Source organism: Streptomyces sp. NBC_00726, from assembly GCF_045161735.1.
Taxonomy (GTDB): domain Bacteria; phylum Actinomycetota; class Actinomycetes; order Streptomycetales; family Streptomycetaceae; genus Streptomyces.
Window position 1 is genome coordinate 623,336 of record NZ_CP108983.1, and the last position, 20,416, is coordinate 643,751.

Genomic DNA, 20,416 nt, shown 5'->3' on the forward strand with positions numbered 1-20,416 from the left:
GTCCCGGGCCGGGACGGAGACCTACGGTCGGCGCATGAGGATTCGCACCGTGGACGCGTTCACCGACCGCCCGTTCTCCGGCAACCCGGCAGGCGTCCTGCTCTTCGGCCCCGAGGGCTTTCCCGAGGACGCCTTCCTCCAGCGGGTCGCCGCCGAGCTGAATCTCTCCGAGACCGCGTTCGCCCATCCGCTGCCGCCGGGCGGCGACGCCGACTGGGCGCTGCGGTGGTTCACGCCGGTCACCGAGGTGGACATGTGCGGCCACGCCACCCTCGCCGCGGCCCACGTCCTGCACACCACGGGCGCCGCCACGGGCACGGTCCGCTTCGCCGCCCGGTGCGGCACACTGACGTCGACCGCGCACCCGGACGGTTCGCTCACGCTCGACTTCCCGACCGCCCCGCTGACCCCCGAGCCCGCGCCGGACGGCCTCGCGGCGGCCCTGGGGGCGGAGCCGCTGTCCGTACACGACACGGGTGCGCGCGTCGGGGATCTGCTGGTGGAGCTGGAGGACGAGACGGCGGTACGGGGGCTGGCCCCGGACTTCGCGGCGCTGGCCGCCCTCTCGCGGCGCGGCGTCATCGCCACGGCCGCCGCGGCGCCGAGGCGTGCGTACGACTACGTCTCGCGCGGTTTCTTCCCGGCCGTGGGCATCGACGAGGACCCGGTGACCGGGAGCGCGCACACCGCCCTGGCCCCGTTCTGGTCGGCCCGGCTCGGCCGCGACGAGCTGACCGGGCTCCAGGCGTCCGCGCGCTCGGGTCTCGTACGGACCTCGCTGCGCGGCGCACGCACCCTGCTGACCGGCCGCGCGGTCACGGTGCTGGACGGCGACCTGCGCGTCGGCCCGTAAGGAGCGTCCGCGAAGCCCCCCGGGCCTCACGGCGTGGGCAGCCACCCCACCTTGCCGGCGAGCAGCGCGTAACCGACGAACGCGCCGATGTCCAGGAGCGCGTGTGCCGCGATGAGCGGGCCCACCCGCTGCCAGCGCCGGTAGAGCAGTACGAAGACGACGCCCATCACCATGTTGCCGATGAAGCCGCCGATGCCCTGGTAGAGGTGGTACGAGCCGCGCAGCACCGAGCTCGCCAGCAGCGCCGCCATCGGCGTCCAGCCCAGCTGCCCCAGCCGGCGCAGCAGATAGCCGACGACGATCACCTCCTCCAGTACGGCGTTCTGGAGGGCCGACAGGATGAGCACGGGGAACTTCCACCACACGTCGGGCAGCGACTCGGGCACGACGGTGAGGTTGAAGCCGGTGGCCCTGGCCGCCAGATAGAAGGCCAGTCCGGCGCTGCCGATGCCCGCCGCGACGACCGCGCCCCGTGCCGCGTCCAGGCCCTGCTGGGTGCGGTCGAAGCCGAGGGCCCACAGCCCGGTCCGTTCCCGGATGAGCAGATGCGCGACGAGCGCGACCGGCACCAGCGCGGACGTGATGCCGAAGAGCTGCCAGGCGAGATCCAGCCAAGGGCGGCCGGGGGCGGCCGAGCTGTTGAGGGTCGCCGCCTGATCCTTCAAACCCCCTGGTTTCGTCAGCGATCCGATAAAGCTGATAAGGGCGGATACGCCGCTCGCCCCCAGCGAGAGCGCCAGTACCAGCACCGTCTCGGACCGGAGAATCCGTTGTGACACGGCCTCCTGGGGATAAGAATCAGCCACGTGCCCCGCCTCCACCTGTACACCTGCCCTCAGTTGTGCATTCGCGTCCCACGTGCCTCGCCGCCCCGCTAGGGTCTCGAATGCAGGTACGAAGATCATGCGCGACTGGCCGGGGGACGAGCGCCATTGCCGATGGTGTGGTCCCCCTTTTCCTTGTACATCCTCAAGGAGGGGCACCACCGACATGGGACGTCACAGCTTGCCCGATGACCGCGCGGCGGCCGGAGGCGGGGACCGTCCACCGCGCCGCCGCCGGACCGTGGCCATCGCCACCGTGCTCGTTCTCGCCGTGGCGGGGGGAGCGGCGGTCGCGGCGCAGGGCGGCCTGCTCTCGTTCTCGAAGCCGTGCGAGGAGAGCGCCGTCCATCTGTCGATGATGGCCTCCCCGGACATCGCCCCCGCCGTACGTGCCATCGCCGACCGGGCGCGTACGGACGAGGTGCGCTCGGACGGGCGCTGCGTCGACGTGAACGTGGTGGCCCGCGACTCGTACAAGGTGGCGGACGCGCTCGCGAGCGGCACCAGCCCCGACTATCAGATGTGGCTCCCCGACTCGGACCTGTGGCTGACCCGGGCCAAGGGCGCCGGCGACGGCACCTCCATCACCCCCGGCGGCTCGGTCGCCACCTCACCGGTCGTCCTCGCCGCGGTCCCCGCGGCCGCCAAGCGCCTCGGCTGGCCGAAGAAGTCGTACACCTGGGCGGAGTTGACGGGCGCGGCCATGGAGTCCGACCGGGTACGCCTCGGCTCCGCCGACCCCGCGCGCTCGGCGACCGGCCTGCTGGCCCTCAACAGCATCGGCGCCTCCGCCGGGAAGCAGGGCGGCGACAGCGACACCCGGGTCGCGGCCACCGCGAAGCTGCTCGCGCAGCGGATGTCCGACGGGGACACCCAGGTCGTGGCGACCCTGCCGCAGGACGGCTCGGGCGCCGAGGAGGGCAACCCGGCCCGCAATCAGGCGGTGCTCCTCTCCGAACAGGCCGCCTTCGCCCACAACGCCGAGTCGGCTGCCGACGGCAAGCTGGACCTGTTCTATCCCGAGGACGGCACCCCGCTGCTCAACTACCCGCTCACGATGGTGGACGCGCGCCACCAGTCCACGGACGAGAGCCGGGCCGCGCTGCGGTTCATGATCCTGCTCTCCGAGGAGAGCTCGCTGAGCACCCTCCGGGAGCACGGCTTCCGGACCACGTACGGCACGGCGGACGAGAAGCTGGTCGCGGCGGCGGGCGGCCGGTCGCCCCAGCCGTACGACGCGACGCAGCCGCCCGCCCCGACGGACGAGGCGCTTCAGGAGACGCTCGGCATGTGGACGGTCACCGTGCAGAGCGCCCGGCTCACTACCGTGGTCGACGCCTCCGGCTCCATGGCCGCGGTGGTGCCGGGCCGCGGCCAGTCCCGGATGGACGTCACCAAGGATTCGCTGATCCAGGCGCTCGACCAGTTCACCCCGAACGACGAGATCGGGCTCTGGGAGTTCGCGACCACGCTCGACGGCGGCAAGGACTACCGCCGGCTGGTGCCGACCGCCAGGCTCGGCGACCCCGCGAAGGGCGGCGGCACTCACCGGGAGAAGCTCGCCGCCGCGTTCGCCGCGCTGCAACCGGTGCCGGACGGCGCCACCGGTCTGTACGACACCGCGCTGGCCGCGTACAAGGAGGCGCAGCGCACGTATGTGAAGGGCAAGTTCAACGCGGTGGTGATCCTCACGGACGGCTCGAACCAGGACGAGCGGTCCATCTCGCGCTCCGCCCTGGTGGACGAGCTGAAGTCCATCGCCGACCCGACGCGCCCGGTCCCGCTGCTGGCCATCGCCGTCGGGCCCGAGGCGGACCGCGCGGAGCTGGACGAGATCGCCAAGGTCACCGGGGGCGGCGGCTACCAGGTGTCCGACCCGGCCGAGATCCAGGCGGTGATCCTCCAGGCGGTGATGACGGCGGGCCAGGGCGCCCGCGCGGCCGGCGAGTAGCGGAGGGCCGGTCCGGGGCCCGGACCGGACCCGCCCGTCACGGTGCCGGGATGCCCGCCGGCCAGGTGTGCACGGGGTCGCCGCCCTGCATCAGCTCGCCGTAGCGCCGGGTCATCGCGGCGAGCGCGGCGCCCCGGCCGAGGCCCGCCTCGCGCGCCCGGTGGTAGGTGTCCGCCTGCCAGGACGCCCCGTTCGTCCGCCGCTTGCAGCGTTCCTCGATGATGCCGAGGTAGTGGTCCCGGTCCGCCGGCTCGATGTTCCAGCCGTCGAGCCCGGCGGCGGCGAGCGGCAGCAGCTCGTCGCGCACCAGCTTGGTCACCGGCACCCGGGTCAGCCCGCCGGAGCGGCCGGGCCTGGGCCACAGCAGCTCGGCCTCGATGCCGTGGCGGCACGCGGTCTCGAAGTTCTCCGCCGCGGCGGAGAACGGCATCCGGGTCCACACCGGACGCGACTCCTCCGCGAGCGCCCGGACCAGGCCGTAGTAGAGCGCGGTGTTGGCGATGACGTCGGCGACGGTCGGGCCCGCGGGCAGCACCCGGTTCTCGACGCGCAGGTGCGGGACGCCGTCGGCGATCCCGTACACCGGGCGGTTCCAGCGGTAGACCGTGCCGTTGTGCAGGACCAGTTCCTTCAGCTGGGGCACCCCGCCGTCGGCGAGGACGCGCAGGGGCTCCTCCTCGTCGCAGATGGGCAGCAGCGGCGGGAAGTACCTCAGGTTCTCCTCGAAGAGCTCCTCGACCGAGCCGATCCACTTCTCCCCGAACCAGGTCCTGGGCCGCACGCCCTGGTTGCGCAGCTCGGGCGGCCGGGTGTCCGTGGCCTGCTCGAACAGCGGCGGCCTCGACTCGCGCCACACCTCCCGGCCGAAGAGGAACGGCGAGTTGGCCCCCAGGGCGACCTGGACGGCGGCGACGGCCTGCGCCGCGTTCCACACGTCGGCGAAGCGTTCCGGAGTGACCTGGAGATGCAGTTGCAGCGAGGTGCAGGCCGCCTCCGGGGTGATCGATCCGGCGGTGGCGACCAACCGCTCGACGCCTTCGATATCGAGCGAGAAACTCTCGCCGCGCGCTGCCACCATTTGATCGTTGAGGAGGGCGTAGCGGTCGACGTCGGAGAGATTGGACCGGACCATGTCGTCATGGCCGAGCGTCGGCAGGATTCCGATCATCATGATCCCGGCATCGACTTCACCGGCCTTCCGGTCGGCATATCCGAGCCCGGTCCGCAGCTCTTCGGCCAACTGATCCAGAACGCGCCCCGACAGATGATGGGGGACTATGTTCACCTCAAGATTGAACATCCCCAGTTCCGTCTGGAAATCGTGACTCGCGATGCGCTCCAGTACCTGCCCATTCAACATCTTCGGCATGGCGTCGGCGCCCGTGAGATTCAGTTCGATCTCCATGCCCATGAGGTTGCGCGGCCGGTCGAACCGGCGCTCGGCCAGGAGCCCGGACAGTGCCGCCACGCACTGGTGCAGCTTCCTCCGGTACCTCTGCCGGTCGGACAGGTCAAAGGCGCCCGCGACGACCTTCTTCCCCATCGAATGGTCCTCCTCAAGTGGCCGGCACGCGGCCCGGGCCGCCCGCATCACGATCGATAATGCCCGCAGGACGTGATCCGTAACGCCCCGCGGACGGCGCACACACGCTAATCTGAGCGTCGGGGCCCCGGGCACATTCACTCGGCATGACGCACCGGACCGTTTCCCCGTACGGCGGGTCCGTAAAGCGCCGATGGGTTTCGGCCGACCGCGGTGCGGGAAAAACCCGAGGCGGCGGCTGCGCCGCTCGCGCCGAAACAGCATGATCTCCGCATAATAAAGTCCGGATACCGCCTTGCCGGCAATAGCCGTGGCGGCTAGTGGAATCACCGCGTGAACACGTGTCGTATAAACTCCGCGGACGAGGCAGAGAGTTGACGCACCGGCTCAGTCACCGGCCTCCTCTGGCCCCGCACGCCGACAACGCCGTCCGCACCCGCCCGCGCACCACCGTGTCTCCGAAGTGAGAGGCGACCCACTATGCCGCTGCATGTTCCCCCGGCCCCCGCGCCCGCACTGCGCAGCGTCCTCGCGGCGCTCGGTTCACCCGCGGTCCGCGAGGCCCGCACGCCCGCCCTGCGGTCCGCACCGGGACCTCTGAGCCCCGAACACCCGCTGCCCGTCCATGTGCTGGGCGTCGCCCCGGGCGGCCTCGCACCCGCCACCCGGCTCGCCGCCTGGCGCTTCCAGATCCGCAGCTCGGAGCGGGCGGTCGCGGCGGCGGACACCATGCTCACCGCGGACGGCTGGGCCTTCTCGCACTTCTTCGAGGGCCCGTACATCGCCTCGACGGAGCTGGCGCTGCGCCAGGCGGACGGGATGACCGGCCCCTACCAGCCGAGGCTGCTGTCCATCCCCGACCTGTACATGCTGGCCCTGTGGCTGCACGGCGACCCCGCGGCGGACGCCTCCTGCGGCGCACCGGACCCGGACGACATGCTCGTGCCGCTGTCCCCGGCGCCGCCCGGCTTCGCCGCCCACCGGCCGCACCGGGCCGCCGACCTGCTGCCGGTCATCACCACCCGCATCACGCGAGGCCCCGGCCCGCTGCTGGGCTCCCCCGCCCCGGCCTGAGGCCGGCGGCCGCCCATCCGGACTAGTCCCATCCGGCCACCCCGAACCACCCGAAGGGACAGTGCAGTTGAGTTGAGCCCTCCGGGCGGGTGACGCGTCATGTGAGGAGTGGAAGCGCTGCGGCGAAATCCCTGCGGATTGTCGCCCGTGGGGCAACACTGGGATGCGACCGATCGATACGGGGGCGGTCGTGAACACCTCTTCACAGCGCAGGTCACTCAACTCGACGCAGCGAAAGAACCCATCCATGTGCCAGCATCAGCCACCCTGCCCGACAGCCGACTCAGCCGACCGGGAGGCCGCCCGCCAGGTGGCCCACCACCCGGAGCAGGGCTGGAGCCTGCTGTGCAACGGCGTCCTGCTCTTCGAGGACACCGGTGAGCTGCTTCCGGACGGGCAGATCATCGCCCCGCACCGGCCCCTGGCCGCGAACCGGGTGGTCAAGGCCGCCTGAGCGGCCCGTACGGAAAGAAGAAGGGGCCGGCCCGGAGAAAAATCTCCGCACCGGCCCCGACGCATGTCCGCGTCAGTTGTCGTACTCGTCCAGCGGCGGGCACGAGCAGACGAGGTTACGGTCACCGAACGCACCGTCGATCCGGCGCACCGGCGGCCAGTACTTGTCGGCGGCCGAGACACCGGCCGGGAAGACCGCGACCTCGCGGCTGTACGCGTGCTCCCACTCCCCGCCGAGCGCGGCGGCGGTGTGCGGGGCGTTGGCGAGCGGGTTGTCGTCGCCGCTCCACTCCCCTGACGCGACCTTCTCGATCTCGGCGCGGATCGCGATCATCGTGTCGCAGAAACGGTCCAGCTCCGCGAGGTCCTCGCTCTCGGTCGGCTCGATCATCAGCGTCCCGGCGACCGGGAACGACATGGTCGGCGAGTGGAAGCCGTAGTCGATGAGCCGCTTGGCGACGTCGTCGATGCTGACACCGGTCGCCTTGGAGATCGGTCGCAGGTCCACGATGCACTCGTGCGCCACCAGCCCGGCCGGACCGTTGTACAGGATCGGGTAGTGCGGTTCCAGCCGCTTGGCGATGTAGTTGGCCGCGAGTACGGCGACCTGCGTCGCACGCTTCAGACCCTCGCCGCCCATCAGGCGTACATACGCCCACGAGATCGGCAGGATGCCGGCGGAGCCCCACGGGGCCGCCGAGATCGGACCGACGCCCGTCTCCGGGCCCGCCGCGGGCTGGAGCGGGTGGTTGGGCAGGTACGGAGCCAGGTGCGCGCGCACCCCGACCGGGCCGACGCCGGGGCCGCCGCCGCCGTGCGGGATGCAGAAGGTCTTGTGCAGGTTGAGGTGCGAGACGTCGCCGCCGAACCGGCCGGGCTTGGCGAGGCCCACCAGCGCGTTGAGGTTGGCGCCGTCGACGTAGACCTGGCCGCCGGCGTCGTGCACCTCGGCGCAGATGTCGGCGACGTGCTCCTCGAAGACGCCGTGCGTCGACGGGTAGGTGATCATGAGCACGGCCAGCTCGTCGCGGTACTGCGCGATCTTGGCGCGCAGGTCCTCGATGTCGACCTCGCCGTCGTCGGCGGTCTTGACGACGACCACCTTCATGCCGGCCATCACGGCGCTCGCGGCGTTGGTGCCGTGCGCGGAGGACGGGATCAGACACACGGTCCGGTTCTCGTCGCCGTTGGCGCGGTGGTACGCGCGGACGGCCAGCAGCCCCGCGAACTCGCCCTGCGACCCGGCGTTCGGCTGGATGGACACCGCGTCATATCCGGTGACCTCGGCCAGCCGCTCCTCCAGCTCGCGGATCAGCGTCAGGAAGCCCTGCGCCTGCTCGGCGGGCGCGAACGGGTGCAGCGCACCGAACTCGGGCCAGGTGATGGACTCCATCTCGGCGGTCGCGTTCAGCTTCATCGTGCAGGAGCCGAGCGGGATCATGCCGCGGTCCAGCGCGTAGTCGCGGTCGGCGAGCTTGCGCAGATAGCGCAGCATCGCGGTCTCGGACCGGTGCTGGTGGAAGACCGGGTGGGTGAGGATCGTGTCGGTGCGCAGCAGCGCCCCGGGCAGCGCGTCCTCGGTGGTGGCGTCCAGCGCCTCGACGTCCCCGTCGGCACCGAAGGCGGCCCAGACGGCGGCGACCTGGGTACGGGTCGTCGTCTCGTCGCAGGCCAGCGAGACGGTGTCGGCGTCGACCAGGCGCAGGTTGACCCCGCGCTCCCGGGCGTCGGCGACGACCTCGCCCGCCCGGCCGGGGACGCGGACGGTGAGCGTGTCGAAGTGGGCGCCGGTCACCACGTCGATCCCGGCGGCGCGCAGGCCCTCGGCGAGGATCGCGGCGTAGCGGTGGGTGCGCCGGGCGATCGTGCGCAGGCCCTCGGGGCCGTGGTAGACGGCGTACATGCCGGCCATGACGGCGAGCAGCACCTGGGCGGTGCAGATGTTGCTGGTGGCCTTCTCGCGGCGGATGTGCTGCTCGCGGGTCTGGAGGGCCAGGCGGTACGCCTTGTTGCCGTCGGCGTCCACGGAGACGCCGACCAGGCGGCCGGGGAGGCTGCGGGCGAACTTGTCGCGGACCGCCATGTAGCCGGCGTGCGGGCCGCCGAAGCCCATCGGGACGCCGAAGCGCTGCGTGGTGCCGACGGCGATGTCGGCGCCCAGCTCGCCGGGCGAGGTGAGCAGCGTGAGGGCCAGCAGGTCGGCGGCGACGGTGACGATCGCGCCCAGCTCGTGCGCCCGGTCGATCACGGGCTTGAGGTCCCGGACGGCCCCGGAGGCGCCGGGGTACTGGAGGAGCACGCCGAAGACGCCGCGCTCGGCGAACTCGGCCGGGATGCCGTCGGTGAGGTCGGCGACGACGACCTCGACGCCGGTCGGCTCGGCGCGGGTCTCGATGACGGCGACGGTCTGCGGCAGGGTGTCGGCATCGACCAGGAAGACGCCGTTCTTGACCTTGCCGACGCGCCGGGCGAGCGCCATGGCCTCGGCGGCGGCGGTGCCCTCGTCCAGCAGCGAGGCGCCGGAGGTGGGCAGGCCGGTGAGCTCGGCGACCATCGTCTGGAAGTTCAGGAGGGCTTCGAGCCGGCCTTGCGAGATCTCGGGCTGATAGGGCGTGTACGCCGTGTACCAGGCGGGGTTCTCCATGACGTTGCGCAGGATCACCGGCGGGGTGAACGTGCCGTAGTAGCCGAGCCCGATCATCGGGGCGAGGACCTGGTTGCGGTCGGCGAGCCGGCGGAGCTCGGCCAGCACCTCGGCCTCGGTCCGGGCCTCCGGCAGGGCCAGCGCCTCGGCGCTCTTGATCACGTCGGGCACGGCGGCCGCGGTCAGCTCGTCCAGCGAGCCGTAACCGACCTGGGCAAGCATCTTCGCCTGCGCCTCGGCGTCGGGGCCGATGTGGCGCTGCTCGAACGGAATGCCCTGTTCCAGCTGCGTGAGCGGGGTGCGACGGGGGGTCATGGTGGAGGCCTCCTGGTCTGTCACGACCTGCGAAGGGCACCGCGGCGCCGGGTGCCCTGACGGCCTCCCCCTCTGTCATCTCAACCTGAGAGCTTCACCGGCACCACACGGGCGCCGGCTTTCACCGTCGGTGAGGGAGAGGCTCCGTACGGCCCATCGGCCGCGCGCAACCCGCCCTGCTTTCCAGAGTGACCTCGTCCGTGCGGTACGGGGGCCTGAGAGATTCCGGGGAGGATTTGCTCCTTCGGCGTCCTCCGGATGGGCTCCGGACGACTCTCCCGCACGGGGTCAGCAGCCATCACCAGCCTACCAGCGGGGTACCCGACGGAAATTCTCGAGTGGCCAAGACCACGGAACTGCATTTCTGTAGTCCCTGTGGACCAGCCGCGACCCGTGTGGGAGGGACCGTGCAGACCGACATCGACCCGCGCAGCCTGATCGGCCGCAAGGCTTTCGACCGCAAGGGCACCAAGATCGGGACCGTGGACGAGGTGTATCTCGATGACGCGACCGGGGTCCCCGAATGGGCGGCCGTGCGCACAGGGCTCTTCAGCCGTGACGCCTTCGTGCCGCTGGAACCCAGCGAGTTCGTGGACGACACCCTGCGCATCCCCTTCGACCGGGCGCTGATCAAGGACGCGCCCGACTTCGGCGTGGGCCGCCATCTCTCGCCCGAGCAGGAGCTCCAGCTCTACCGGCACTACGGCCTCGACGCCGCCCCCGGCGCCCCGGCTCCGGACCGCGACTTCGGCCGGCTGGCGGGCCAGGAGGAGTAGTCCGGCGGGTCCGGGACGAGCGGCAGCGGGTCGGCGGCCCGCAGCGCGGGGTCGTCCACGCGGAACGTACGCACCCGGCCGGGTGCCGTCGCCCCCGGCTCCTCGAACCGCACGGTCACCCGCCCCACCCCGCTCCCCTGCACCCACCCGTGTCCATGGACCTCGTGGTGCACGTCGTGCCCGGCCGGCCAGCGCCGCGCCGCGAGCTGCTCGGCGGACTCCTCCGGCTCGGGCCCGTCGTCCGCCGTCCCCGCGCGGGCACCGGCGTCCTCCGGCGGCCGCGCCCCTTCGTCGTCCGCAGGCGCCCGGGCCGCCGCCCGCTCCCCGGCGGCCTGCGCGAACAGGTCCTCCTGGGTGTAGTCGGCGAGCCCCGTGACGCCGACGCCCAGCAGCCGCACCCCGCCCGTGGTGTCCACGGCCTCCAGGAGCCGGGCGGCGGCCTCCCGGACGACCGCGGGGTCGTCCGTGGGGCCGCGCAGCGTCTCGGAGCGGGTCAGCGTGGAGAAGTCGTACCGGCGCACCTTGAGCACCACCGTGCGCCCCGAGCGCCCCGCGCCCCTCAGCCGCTGCACGCACCGGTCGGCCAGCCGCTCCACCTCGGTGCGCACCCGGACCCGGTCGTGCAGGTCCACCTCGAAGGTGTCCTCGACGGAGACGGACTTCGCGTCGCGCTCCGCGACCACGGGCCGGTCGTCGTGGCCGGAGGCCATCCGGTGCAGCGCGGTGCCGTGCGCCTTGCCCAGCAGCCGCACCAGCTCCGCCTCGCCCGCCTCGGCGAGGTCGTTGACCGTCGTCATGCCGGCGCGGCGCAGATGGTCCGCCGTGGCGGGGCCGACGCCGGGCAGGGTGCGCACCGGCATGGGCGCGAGGTGCGCCCGCTCGGTGCCGGGCTCGATCAGGCGCATCCCGTCGGGCTTGGCCTCCTCGGACGCGATCTTGGCGAGCATCTTGGAGCCGGCGAGCCCGACGGAGCCACTCAGTCCGGTGACCGCCTGGATGGCCTCGCGCAGTTCCCGGCCGATCGCGAGGGCGGAGGCGGTGTCGTCGGCGGTGCCGCCCGCTTCGAGGTCCACGAACGCCTCGTCCAGGCTGAGCGGTTCCACCAGCGGCGAGAGCCGGCCCAGCAGTTCCATGACCTGGTCGCTCACCGAGCGGTACAGCGTGAACCGCGGGACCAGATAGGCGGCGTTCGGCGCGAGCCGCCTGGCCTGGGCCATCGGCATCGCCGAGTGCACCCCGAAGCGCCGTGCCTCGTACGAGGCGGTCGCAACGACCCCGCGCGGCCCGAGCCCGCCCACCACGACCGGTTTGCCGCGCAGGCTGGGCTTCGCCGCCTGCTCCGCGGAGGCGTAGAAGGCATCCATGTCCAGATGCAGGATGGTGGGCGCGGCTCTCACACCAGCCGATGCTGCCCTACGGCACTGACAATCGCCGCGTCATTGCGGCCCCGGGCCCCGCGATTCCCGTCCCGGGCACGCTCGCGGGGGCTCAGACGGCCCGGTTGCGGCGCCGCGCGAGCTCGTCGGCCGGGTTGTGCCCGATCAGTGTCTCGCCGGTGTCCACCCGCTCCCCGTGCAGCTGCGACAGGGCGGCGTCCACATCCCGCCAGACGACTCCGACGGCGATGCCGAAGACGCCCTGGCCGCCCTGGAGCAGATCGACCACCTCGGCGGGCGAGGAGCACTCGTAGACCGTGGCCCCGTCGCTCATCAGCGTCATCCGCTCCAGGTCCTGGAAGCCGCGGGCCCGCAGATGCTGGACAGTGGTGCGGATGTTCTGGAGCGCCACACCGGTGTCGAGGAAGCGCTTCACGATCTTCAGCAGGACGACGTCCCGGAAGCTGTAGAGCCGCTGGGTGCCCGATCCGTACGCCGGACGGACGCTCGGCTCCACGAGGCCGGTGCGCGCCCAGTAGTCCAGTTGCCGGTACGTGATCCCGGCCGCCGCGCAGGCCGTGGGCCCGCGGTAACCGATGTCGTCGGCCGATGTCACGCCGTCCCCCGCCACCGCGGCCGGCGCCGCCGACTGCCTGATGGTCCGGCCGGCCGTACTCCCCTGCTGCGGATACGGCGCATCCGCTGCCGTACCGTCGCCGCTGCTTCTCACGCCGACCTCCGTCCTTGACCTGCCCACTCGAAGGTAGGCAGTCACCCGGGGTGCGTCAACGATCGCCACACTCGGCACGCCGAGTGATAATCACCCTGAGGGTGGTTTCGCGTGACCGTTGACGGGGAATGGCTCACCGGTTGTGCCGGTGGCCGACGCCGAAGACGTCACTGGCTGTTGTTCGTCCCGAAGTCCTCCGGAGAGATCTGGTCGAGGAACTCGCGGAACTTCTCCACCTCGTCCTCCTGCTCGTCGGGGATCGCGATCCCCGCGTCGTCCAGCACCCCGTCACTGCCGTAGATCGGCGTGCCGGTGCGCAGGGCGAGGGCTATGGCGTCGGAGGGCCGCGCGCTCACCTCGACACCGCCGGCGAAGACCAGCTCCGCGTAGAAAACCCCTTCGCGGAGGTCCGTGATCCGGACCTCGGTGAGCTCCTGGCCGACGGCCTCAAGCACATCCTTGAAGAGATCATGGGTCAGCGGCCTGGCCGGAGCCATGCCCTGCTGGGCGAAGGCGATCGCGGTCGCCTCGCCAGGACCGATCCAAATGGGGAGGTACCGGTCGCCTCCCACTTCACGCAGGAGCACGATCGGCTGGTTGGAGGGCATTTCCACCCGGACACCCACAACGTCGAGCTCGTTCACACAGCAACCCTAGGACGTGCTCGGCAGGTTTGGGTAGTCGGGCTGGTCCGCCTTCAGCGCAGCCGTACCTGGAGAGCGGTCTGTACGAGCGCGGAGTGCAGCCGTACGGACAGCTCCGCCAGCTCCTTCGCGGTCGCTTCCGCATGCGCTCTGGTCTGCGGATTCCGGTGCCGGCGCAGCGGCGCGACCATCTGCTCGATGAGCCCGGCCTCCCGGTCCGCGGCGGCCCGTACGGCCCTGAGGTGACGAGGTTCCAGACCGAATCGCCCCAGTTCCGCCACAAGCCTGGCGACGGTCACCATGTCGGCGTCGTACCCGCCGTCCGCCGCGGGGACGACCAGGCCGTACGACTCCCAGTCGTCCAGGTCGCTCTCGGTGACCTCGGCGGCGACCAGGAGCTCGGCGCGGCCGATGCGGGCGGCCGTGGCCCGGCCCGGCAGTCCGGCCGGCTCACCGTCCGCCTGCCGGGGCTCCCCGTCGGGGGACGGCAGGGCCACCTGCTCGCCGCGGGCGAGGGCGTCCAGATGTTCGCGGATGACCTTCAGCGGCAGATAGTGGTCCCGCTGCATCCGGAGCACCTGGGCGAGCCGCTCGACGTCCGCGGCGACGAACTTCCGGTAGCCGGAAGGGGTCCGCTGCGGTTCGACCAGCCCCTCGGCCTCCAGGAAGCGGATCTTGGAGATGGTGACCTCGGGGAACTCCTCCCGCAACTGGAGGAGCACGGTGCCGATGCTCATCGGCCGGCCGTCGGCGGCGGTGCCGTGTCGGGCACCGCCGCTCGGTGTTCTCAGCATGGACCTTCCTGGGGTTCCCCCCGGACGGTGTCCGGGGGCGGGTCAGATGCCCCGCTGGCTCGCGTAGAAGACCAGCCGGTACTTGCCGATCTGCACTTCGTCCCCGTTGGACAGGGCGACGGAGTCGATCCGCTCACGGTTGACATAGGTGCCGTTGAGGCTGCCGACGTCCCCGACCGTGAAGCTGCCGTCGGCGCCCCGGCGGAACTCCACATGACGGCGGGAGACCGTCACGTCGTCCAGGAAGATGTCGCTCTGCGGGTGACGGCCGGCCGTGGTCAGCTCGCCGTCCAGCAGGAAGCGGCTGCCGCTGTTCGGGCCGCGGCGCACCACCAGGAGCGCCGAGCCGAGCGGCAGGGCGTCGACGGCGGCCTGCGCCTCGGGCGACAGCGACGGCACGGCGGTCTGGCCGGTGGCCTCCGCCTCGTACGCCTCAAGGCCCGAGATCGAGATGGTCGACGTCGTCTCCGAGGCGCGCTCCGGGACCCCGCCCCGCAGCGGCGCACCGCAGTTGGAGCAGAAACGGCTGGCCTCGGCGTTGCGGTGGCCGCACCTCGTACACACCGGCATGGACGAAGCCTCCTGGCTCGGGGCTCCGAAACCTATGCGGCCGGGACCGGCAGGGTCAACGGACGACGCGCCGGGACCGCCCGGGTGGTCACCCCCCTGGCCTGTCACCTGGTCACGGAAGAGCGGGCGCTCCGCGCCCTGCTCGTCGGGCTGACCATGGCGCGGCGCGCGATGACGTGCGTCCTCATCGCGGGCGCTCTTGCCGAACAACTTCCCAAACAACTTCACGGGCGATTCCCCTTGACCGAAACAGACCCGCCCGTGGGGCAGGACAAACCCTGAATGAACACACCTGCCGACCCGGACATCTTCACAACGTCCGTATCCACTCGACAGTTTCCACCACGCGCCACGATTACGATGCGGCGACCCCCCGCAACCGTCCGCTCGTGTTCCCCGACGCCCGGGCGCCCGGGAATCACTGGCCCGACGACCGAGCGTAGTCAGGCCGCTCCGCCGGTCGCAAGGCGTCCACGACAATGTCGTCGGCCCGCAGCACATGCACGGTGGCCTGCTCCTTCTCCAGCGTCTGCACCACACCCCCGGGGATGTTGAGCGCCGGTTCCAGATCCTGCGGCTTGCCGATGACCTTGAAGACGTACGGAGCGGTGATCTTGCGCCCGTCGACCTTGACGGCGCCCGCGTCACCGGAGAAGTACGTATTGGCCACCACACGGATGCCGTTGACCTCGACGGCCTCGGCGCCAGCCGCTCTGAGCTCCTGGAGGGCGTCGAGCAGCATGTCGGGCCGTACGGCGCCGGCGGGGTCGTTGACCGTCATGGTGATCCCGGGGCCGTGGGCCGCCACGGTCCCGGCGAGCACGCCGAGTTGCCGCTCCTTCTCGACCGTCTGCTTCCGGGCCTCCTCGGCCTGGTCGGAGCTGTTCTCCAGCTCCGTGCGCTGGGCGTCGAGGCGCTGCTTCTCGTCCTCCAGCCGCTGCGTGCGGTCGTCCACCTCGTCCAGGATGCGCACCAGGTCCTCCTGGCGCGCGCCGCGCAGGGCGTTGCCGTCACTGTTGGACCGCACCTGGATGGCGAGCCCGAGGCCGAGGCCGAACAGCAGGACGGCGACGATGAGTTGGGCGCGGGTCACCCGGGGCGGCCAGAGACCGGCGATCAGCCGGCGGCGCCCGGTGAGCTCCTGCGGGGCGTCGGCCCGGGCCTCCCCGCCGTCGTCGGGGTTCTCGTTGAAGTCGTCGTTGCTCATCGGCATCAGGCCCGGAAGACGTGCCGGCGGATCGCCGCGGCGTTGGAGAAGATCCGGATGCCGAGCACGACCACCACACCCGTGGAGAGCTGGGCGCCGACGCCCAGTTTGTCGCCCAGGAAGACGATGAGGGCCGCCACGACCACGTTCGAGAGGAACGAGACCACGAAGACCTTGTCGACGAAGATGCCGTCGAGCATGGCCCTCAGCCCGCCGAACACCGCGTCGAGCGCGGCGACGACGGCGATGGGGAGATAGGGCTCGACCACCGCCGGAACTTCGGGCCGGACCAACAGTCCGACCACGACTCCCACGACGAGGCCCAGTACGGCGATCACGATGTGCCCTTCCCTGTGTCTGCGGCCTTGTATGGCTCTGCTGTCCGTACGATCAGGCTCGGCGCGGCCGGAAGGCTCAGTTTCTGCTGGACGGAGATGCTGGTCCGGATGTCGAAAGTGTCCTTCAGCGCCTGGAGGTACTGGCCGTCGGCACTGTCCCGGAAGGCCGCACCCAGCTTCTTGCCGTCCCCCACCGCGAGCACCGAGTACGGGGGCACGAGCGGTTTGTTGTCGACCAGTATGGCGTCGCCCGCGGCCCGGATCGCCGACAGGGCCGTCAGCCGCTGTCCGTTGATGGCGATGGCCTCCGCGCCGGACTCCCACAGCCCGTTCACGACGCGCTGCATGTCCCGGTCCCTGACCCGTCCGGTGTCGGAGAAGCCACTGGTCTCGCGGGGTCCGCCGCCGCCCTGGTCGGCGTCCTCGGCGTCGTCCACGACGACCTTGAGCCCCGGCCCGTGCACGGGCGTGGCCCCGGAGAGTAGCGCCACCAGCTCGGCCTGGTCTCCCCCGTGTTCCTGGAGGGCCTTGCGCTGCCGGCTGCTGACGTCGTCGCGGACTTCCTCCACCTGGGATTCCAGGGTGTCGGCGGCCGCCGTCTCGGCGTCGATGCGGTCGATCAGCTCCTGCTTCTCCTTGGCCAGGACCGGCGCGGTCACCCGCGCCTGGGCGGCGCCGAGCGTGACCACCAGGGCGGCGAGCACCAGGCAGGCGGCGAGCCCGAGTTTGGCCTTGAGCGTACGGGGCATGCCCGCGCGTCCCTCGGCCGCCCGCCGCGCCGCCGCTTCGGCGTAGCCGTCGTCCAGGCTGTGCTCCATCACGTTGGTCAGCAGCAGCATGGACGCGTCGGGGCGCTTGGGCGGCGGGGCCGTGCTCCGACCGGGGGGCTGCTGCGACATGCCGCACATCGTCGCATGTCGCGGCGGCTTACGCCGAATGGCCCCACCGGTGGAAGGACGGCTGCGGGGACGGGCGGTGCGTCCGCCCGTCCCCGCAGCCCCGTCTCAGTCGCCCGCGCTGTCCACGACCGCCGCCCACTCGTCGAGCAGTGCCTCGGCGGAGGCGTCGTCGGGCCCCTCCGCCCACAGGTGAGTGACGGCTTCCGCCGGGTCCGGCAGCACCATGACCCAGCGCCCGTCCGCCTCCACGACCCGTACGCCGTCCGTCGTGTCGACGTCCCGGTCACCGGCCGCCTCCACGACCCGGCGCATGACGAGGCCCTTCACGGCCCACGGTGTCGCCAGGTCGCGGCGCAGGACGTGGGCGCGCGGGATGCGGGCGTCGATCTGGCTCAGCGTGAGCTGGGTCCTGGCGACGAGCCCGATGAGCCGCACGAATGCGGCCGTGCCGTCGAAGACACTGGCGAATTCGGGAACGATGAAGCCGCCGCGCCCGTCTCCTCCGAAGATGGTGCCTTCCTCACGCCCCACCCGGGTCAGGTCGTCCGGCGACGTGGTCGTCCACTCGACCTGCGTGCCGTGGTACGCGGCGACCTGCTCGGCGACCCGCGTCGTGGTGACCGGGAGCGCCACCCGCCCGCTGCGCCGCTCGGCGGCGACGAGGTCGAGCATGACGAGCAGTGCCCGGTCGTCCTCCACGATCCGGCCGCGTTCGTCGACCAGGGACAGCCGCTCGCCGACGGGGTCGAAGCGCACGCCGAAGGCCGCCCGTGCCGAGGAGACGATCTCGCCGAGGCGCACGAGACCCTTGCGCCGGGCTTCGGCCGTCTCGGTCGGCCGGGATTCGTCCAGGCCGGGGTTGATGGTGAGCGCGTCCACGCCCAGCCGCCCAAGGAGGCTCGGCAGCACGAGCCCCGCGCTGCCGTTGGAGGCGTCGACCACGACCTTCAGCTGGGCGTCGGCGATCCCGGTGGTGTCGACGTTGCGCAGCAGGGAGCCGGTGTACGAGTCGAAGACGCTGGACGGGAAGTAGATGTCGCCGATCTCGCCGGGGAAGGCCCGCCGGTACTCCTGCCTGGCGTAGACGCGGTCCAGTTTCCGCTGCCGTGCCTGGGAGAGGTCCGCTCCGCGTTCGTCGAAGAACATGATGTCGACGGAGTCGGGCACACCCTGCGACGTACGGATCATGATCCCGCCGGCACTGCCGCGCGCGGTCTGCTGACGCGCGACGGGCAGCGGTACATTTTCCAGGTCCCGTACGTCGATGGCGCTGGCCTGGAGCGCGGAGATCACGGCCCGTTTGAGCGCTCGGGCGCCTCGGGAGTGGTCCCGGGCGGTGGTGACGGTGGAGCCCTTCTTGAGCGTCGTCGCGTAGGCCCCGGCGAGCCTGACGGCCAGCTCGGGGGTGATCTCGACGTTCAGGATTCCGGAGACGCCGCGCGCCCCGAAGAGATGGGCCTGACCGCGGGACTCCCAGATCACCGAGGTGTTGACGAAGGCGCCGGCCTCGATGGTTTTGAAGGGGTAGACGCGGACGTTCCCCTGGATGATGGATTCCTCGCCGACGAGGCATTCGTCGCCGATGACGGCGCCGTCCTCGATCCGGGAGGCGCGCATGATGTCGGTGTTCTTGCCGACGACGCAGCCGCGCAGGTTGCTGTGGTCGCCGACGTACACGTTGTCGTGGACCACGGCCTTGTGCAGGAAGGCGCCGCTCTTGACGACGACGTTCGAGCCGATGACCGTGTGCTCGCGGATCTCCACGCCGGCTTCGACCTTGGCGTAGTCCCCGATGTAGAGCGGACCGCGCAGCACGGCGTCGGGGTGCACGTCGGCGCCTTCGGCCACCCAGACTCCGGGCGAGATCTCGAAGCCGTCGATCTCGACGTCGACCTTGCGCTCCAGCACATCGGCCTGGGCCTTCACATAGCTCTCGTGGGTGCCCACGTCCTCCCAGTAGCCCTCGGCGACATAGCCGTAGATGGGCTTTCCTTCCTTCATGAGCTGCGGGAAGACATCCCCGGACCAGTCCACGGAGGCATCGGCCTCGACGTAGTTGAAGACCTCGGGCTCCATGACGTAAATGCCCGTGTTCACGGTGTCCGAGAAGACCTGGCCCCAGGTCGGCTTTTCCAGGAAGCGTTCGACCTGGCCCTGCTCGTCCACGATCGTGATCCCGAATTCCAGGGGATTGGGAACACGGGTGAGGCAAACGGTGACCAGGCCGCCCTTCTCCTTGTGGAAGGCAATGAGGTCCGTGAGGTCGAAGTCGGTGAGCGCGTCACCGGAAATGACGAGGAAGGTGTCGTCCTTCAGCGCCTCTTCGGCGTTCTTCACGCTGCCGGCGGTGCCGAGCGGCTTCTCCTCGTTGGCATAGCTCAGCTCCATGCCGAGCTCTTCGCCGTCCCCGAAGTAATTCTTGACCAGGGAGGCGAGGAACTGGACGGTCACGACCGTCTCATTGAGCCCGTGCCGTTTCAGCAGCCGGAGCACATGCTCCATGATCGGCCGGTTGGCCACAGGCAGGAGCGGTTTGGGCATGCTCGAGGTCATGGGACGAAGACGAGTGCCTTCGCCGCCAGCCATCACGACGGCCTTCATGTCGGAAACGTCCTCCTTGAAGAGACGACGGTCGAGCCGACTTCACCCGTCAGGGCAGCTTCTGTGTCATCAGCTGAGGGCCGGCGACGTTGCACGGCACCACATCAGCGAGCTCAATCGGCTACTGCATCCGCCTTGACCAGGCGGCGGACCTGAACCACGTACAAGATTCCTGCCCACCAATAGAGGGTTGTACCCCACCCTGCGAACGCCCATCCGAAAACGGTGGCCACCTCTGCCAGCCAACCATGCCCGTCGCTGAGCAGCAACAAGGGGAATGCGTACATGAGGTTGAACGTGGCGGCCTTGCCCAGGAAGTTCACCTGAGGCGGCGGATAGCCGTGCCGGCGCAGGATTCCCACCATCACGAGGAGCATGAGCTCGCGGGCGAGCAGAGCGATGGTGAGCCAGAGCGGCAGGATCTCGCGCCAGGTGAGTCCGACGAGGGTGGAAAGAATGTAGAGCCGGTCGGCGGCGGGGTCGAGAAGCCGTCCGAGGCTGCTGATCTGGTTCCATCGGCGTGCGAGCTTGCCGTCGAGGTAGTCACTGACCCCGCTGAACATCAGGACCAGCAAAGCCCAGCCGTCACTCTGGGGCCCGCCGAACTCGGGGCGGAGAATCAGCCACAGGAAGACCGGTACGCCGACCAGGCGCAACATGCTGAGGATGTTGGGGATGGTGAGTACCCGGTCCGTCTGAACGCGGGTCTCCTGGACCTCCACCCGGGGGCCTCCTGTGTCAAGAACGTGCCAATGATGCCCCCTGACCCTACCCTCAGCCCGGGCCGGCGGGTGCAGAGGGGTACCGGGCACCCCCGGAAACAC

The 20,416-nt window shown here is 70.9% G+C and carries 18 protein-coding genes and 1 riboswitch; of the genes, 5 read left to right on the forward strand and 13 right to left on the reverse strand.

Going from position 1 to position 20,416, the window contains the following annotated elements:
- Nucleotides 1-34: 34 nt before the first annotated feature.
- Nucleotides 35-853 (forward strand): PhzF family phenazine biosynthesis protein, encoded by an 819-nt coding sequence (locus OG338_RS02655; RefSeq protein ID WP_405935778.1) that lies wholly within the window; start codon nucleotides 35-37, stop codon nucleotides 851-853.
- A gap of 26 nt (nucleotides 854-879) precedes the next feature.
- Here the strand turns inward: OG338_RS02655 and OG338_RS02660 are convergent, their stop codons facing one another.
- The gene (locus tag OG338_RS02660; protein ID WP_405935779.1) at nucleotides 880-1,659 is read right to left on the reverse strand and encodes a CPBP family intramembrane glutamic endopeptidase; all 780 of its coding nucleotides are present in this window, start codon (nucleotides 1,657-1,659) and stop codon (nucleotides 880-882) included.
- A gap of 184 nt (nucleotides 1,660-1,843) precedes the next feature.
- Between OG338_RS02660 and OG338_RS02665 the strand changes: the two genes are divergently transcribed.
- The gene (locus OG338_RS02665; RefSeq protein WP_405935780.1) at nucleotides 1,844-3,628 is read left to right on the forward strand and encodes a substrate-binding domain-containing protein; all 1,785 of its coding nucleotides are present in this window, start codon (nucleotides 1,844-1,846) and stop codon (nucleotides 3,626-3,628) included.
- Between the two features lie 37 nt (nucleotides 3,629-3,665).
- Here the strand turns inward: OG338_RS02665 and OG338_RS02670 are convergent, their stop codons facing one another.
- Nucleotides 3,666-5,171 (reverse strand): glutamate-cysteine ligase family protein, encoded by a 1,506-nt coding sequence (locus OG338_RS02670; protein ID WP_405935781.1) that lies wholly within the window; start codon nucleotides 5,169-5,171, stop codon nucleotides 3,666-3,668.
- 480 nt (nucleotides 5,172-5,651) lie between these two features.
- On the opposite strand from OG338_RS02670, the gene OG338_RS02675 reads away from it, so the two are divergent.
- Nucleotides 5,652-6,245 (forward strand): hypothetical protein, encoded by a 594-nt coding sequence (locus tag OG338_RS02675; protein ID WP_405935782.1) that lies wholly within the window; start codon nucleotides 5,652-5,654, stop codon nucleotides 6,243-6,245.
- A gap of 247 nt (nucleotides 6,246-6,492) precedes the next feature.
- Nucleotides 6,493-6,699 carry a DUF5999 family protein gene (locus OG338_RS02680; protein WP_328899152.1) on the forward strand — a complete coding sequence of 69 codons (207 nt, stop codon included), beginning with the start codon at nucleotides 6,493-6,495 and terminating at the stop codon, nucleotides 6,697-6,699.
- 72 nt (nucleotides 6,700-6,771) lie between these two features.
- Here OG338_RS02680 and gcvP read toward each other — a convergent pair whose 3' ends face one another.
- Nucleotides 6,772-9,657: an aminomethyl-transferring glycine dehydrogenase gene (gcvP, locus tag OG338_RS02685; protein ID WP_405935783.1), complete on the reverse strand. Its 2,886-nt coding sequence runs from the start codon at nucleotides 9,655-9,657 to the stop codon at nucleotides 6,772-6,774.
- Nucleotides 9,658-9,850: 193 nt separating this feature from the next.
- Nucleotides 9,851-9,948, reverse strand: a riboswitch (glycine riboswitch).
- 116 nt (nucleotides 9,949-10,064) lie between these two features.
- Here gcvP and OG338_RS02690 point away from each other — a divergent pair.
- Nucleotides 10,065-10,433, forward strand: a complete 369-nt coding sequence (locus OG338_RS02690; RefSeq protein ID WP_405935784.1) for a PRC-barrel domain-containing protein — start codon at nucleotides 10,065-10,067, stop codon at nucleotides 10,431-10,433.
- On the opposite strand, the gene OG338_RS02695 is transcribed toward OG338_RS02690, so the two are convergent.
- The 10 genes from OG338_RS02695 to OG338_RS02740 all read right to left on the reverse strand — a co-directional run bounded on the left by OG338_RS02695 (nucleotide 10,358) and on the right by OG338_RS02740 (nucleotide 20,314).
- On the reverse strand, nucleotides 10,358-11,830 hold the full coding sequence (locus tag OG338_RS02695; RefSeq protein ID WP_405935785.1) for a DNA polymerase IV: 1,473 nt from the start codon (nucleotides 11,828-11,830) through the stop codon (nucleotides 10,358-10,360). The genes OG338_RS02690 and OG338_RS02695 overlap by 76 nt on opposite strands.
- A gap of 91 nt (nucleotides 11,831-11,921) precedes the next feature.
- Nucleotides 11,922-12,539, reverse strand: coding sequence for a MerR family transcriptional regulator (locus OG338_RS02700; protein WP_405935786.1), 618 nt, complete (start codon nucleotides 12,537-12,539; stop codon nucleotides 11,922-11,924).
- 167 nt (nucleotides 12,540-12,706) lie between these two features.
- Nucleotides 12,707-13,183 (reverse strand): bifunctional nuclease family protein, encoded by a 477-nt coding sequence (locus OG338_RS02705; protein ID WP_026171779.1) that lies wholly within the window; start codon nucleotides 13,181-13,183, stop codon nucleotides 12,707-12,709.
- Nucleotides 13,184-13,236: 53 nt separating this feature from the next.
- A complete protein-coding gene (locus OG338_RS02710) occupies nucleotides 13,237-13,977 on the reverse strand; it encodes a MerR family transcriptional regulator (RefSeq protein WP_405935787.1) in 741 nt (246 codons plus the stop codon).
- Between the two features lie 42 nt (nucleotides 13,978-14,019).
- Nucleotides 14,020-14,883 carry an FHA domain-containing protein gene (locus tag OG338_RS02715; protein ID WP_405940300.1) on the reverse strand — a complete coding sequence of 288 codons (864 nt, stop codon included), beginning with the start codon at nucleotides 14,881-14,883 and terminating at the stop codon, nucleotides 14,020-14,022.
- Between the two features lie 82 nt (nucleotides 14,884-14,965).
- A complete protein-coding gene (locus tag OG338_RS02720; RefSeq protein WP_405935788.1) occupies nucleotides 14,966-15,754 on the reverse strand; it encodes a DUF881 domain-containing protein in 789 nt (262 codons plus the stop codon).
- A 5-nt stretch (nucleotides 15,755-15,759) separates the two neighbouring features.
- On the reverse strand, nucleotides 15,760-16,092 hold the full coding sequence (locus OG338_RS02725) for a small basic family protein (RefSeq protein ID WP_003970459.1): 333 nt from the start codon (nucleotides 16,090-16,092) through the stop codon (nucleotides 15,760-15,762).
- Entirely contained in the window at nucleotides 16,089-16,991 is a 903-nt protein-coding gene (locus OG338_RS02730; protein ID WP_405935789.1) for a DUF881 domain-containing protein, read from the reverse strand. Before OG338_RS02730 ends, OG338_RS02725 begins: the two co-directional genes overlap by 4 nt.
- A 105-nt stretch (nucleotides 16,992-17,096) precedes the next feature.
- Nucleotides 17,097-19,592, reverse strand: coding sequence for a sugar phosphate nucleotidyltransferase (locus OG338_RS02735; protein WP_405935790.1), 2,496 nt, complete (start codon nucleotides 19,590-19,592; stop codon nucleotides 17,097-17,099).
- A gap of 113 nt (nucleotides 19,593-19,705) precedes the next feature.
- Nucleotides 19,706-20,314, reverse strand: coding sequence for a CDP-alcohol phosphatidyltransferase family protein (locus OG338_RS02740; protein WP_018105069.1), 609 nt, complete (start codon nucleotides 20,312-20,314; stop codon nucleotides 19,706-19,708).
- Nucleotides 20,315-20,416: the final 102 nt, after the last annotated feature.

What these genes read in the sequence shown, in the direction of transcription:
- OG338_RS02680 (WP_328899152.1), top strand. Translation starts at nt 6,493, where the DNA reads ATGTGCCAGCATCAGCCACCCTGCCCGACAGCCGACTCAGCCGACCGG.
- OG338_RS02730 (WP_405935789.1), bottom strand. Translation starts at nt 16,991, where the DNA reads ATGTCGCAGCAGCCCCCCGGTCGGAGCACGGCCCCGCCGCCCAAGCGC.
- OG338_RS02720 (WP_405935788.1), bottom strand. Translation starts at nt 15,754, where the DNA reads ATGAGCAACGACGACTTCAACGAGAACCCCGACGACGGCGGGGAGGCC.
- OG338_RS02710 (WP_405935787.1), bottom strand. Translation starts at nt 13,977, where the DNA reads ATGCTGAGAACACCGAGCGGCGGTGCCCGACACGGCACCGCCGCCGAC.
- OG338_RS02675 (WP_405935782.1), top strand. Translation starts at nt 5,652, where the DNA reads ATGCCGCTGCATGTTCCCCCGGCCCCCGCGCCCGCACTGCGCAGCGTC.
- gcvP (WP_405935783.1), bottom strand. Translation starts at nt 9,657, where the DNA reads ATGACCCCCCGTCGCACCCCGCTCACGCAGCTGGAACAGGGCATTCCG.
- OG338_RS02655 (WP_405935778.1), top strand. Translation starts at nt 35, where the DNA reads ATGAGGATTCGCACCGTGGACGCGTTCACCGACCGCCCGTTCTCCGGC.
- OG338_RS02735 (WP_405935790.1), bottom strand. Translation starts at nt 19,592, where the DNA reads ATGAAGGCCGTCGTGATGGCTGGCGGCGAAGGCACTCGTCTTCGTCCC.
- OG338_RS02670 (WP_405935781.1), bottom strand. Translation starts at nt 5,171, where the DNA reads ATGGGGAAGAAGGTCGTCGCGGGCGCCTTTGACCTGTCCGACCGGCAG.
- OG338_RS02665 (WP_405935780.1), top strand. Translation starts at nt 1,844, where the DNA reads ATGGGACGTCACAGCTTGCCCGATGACCGCGCGGCGGCCGGAGGCGGG.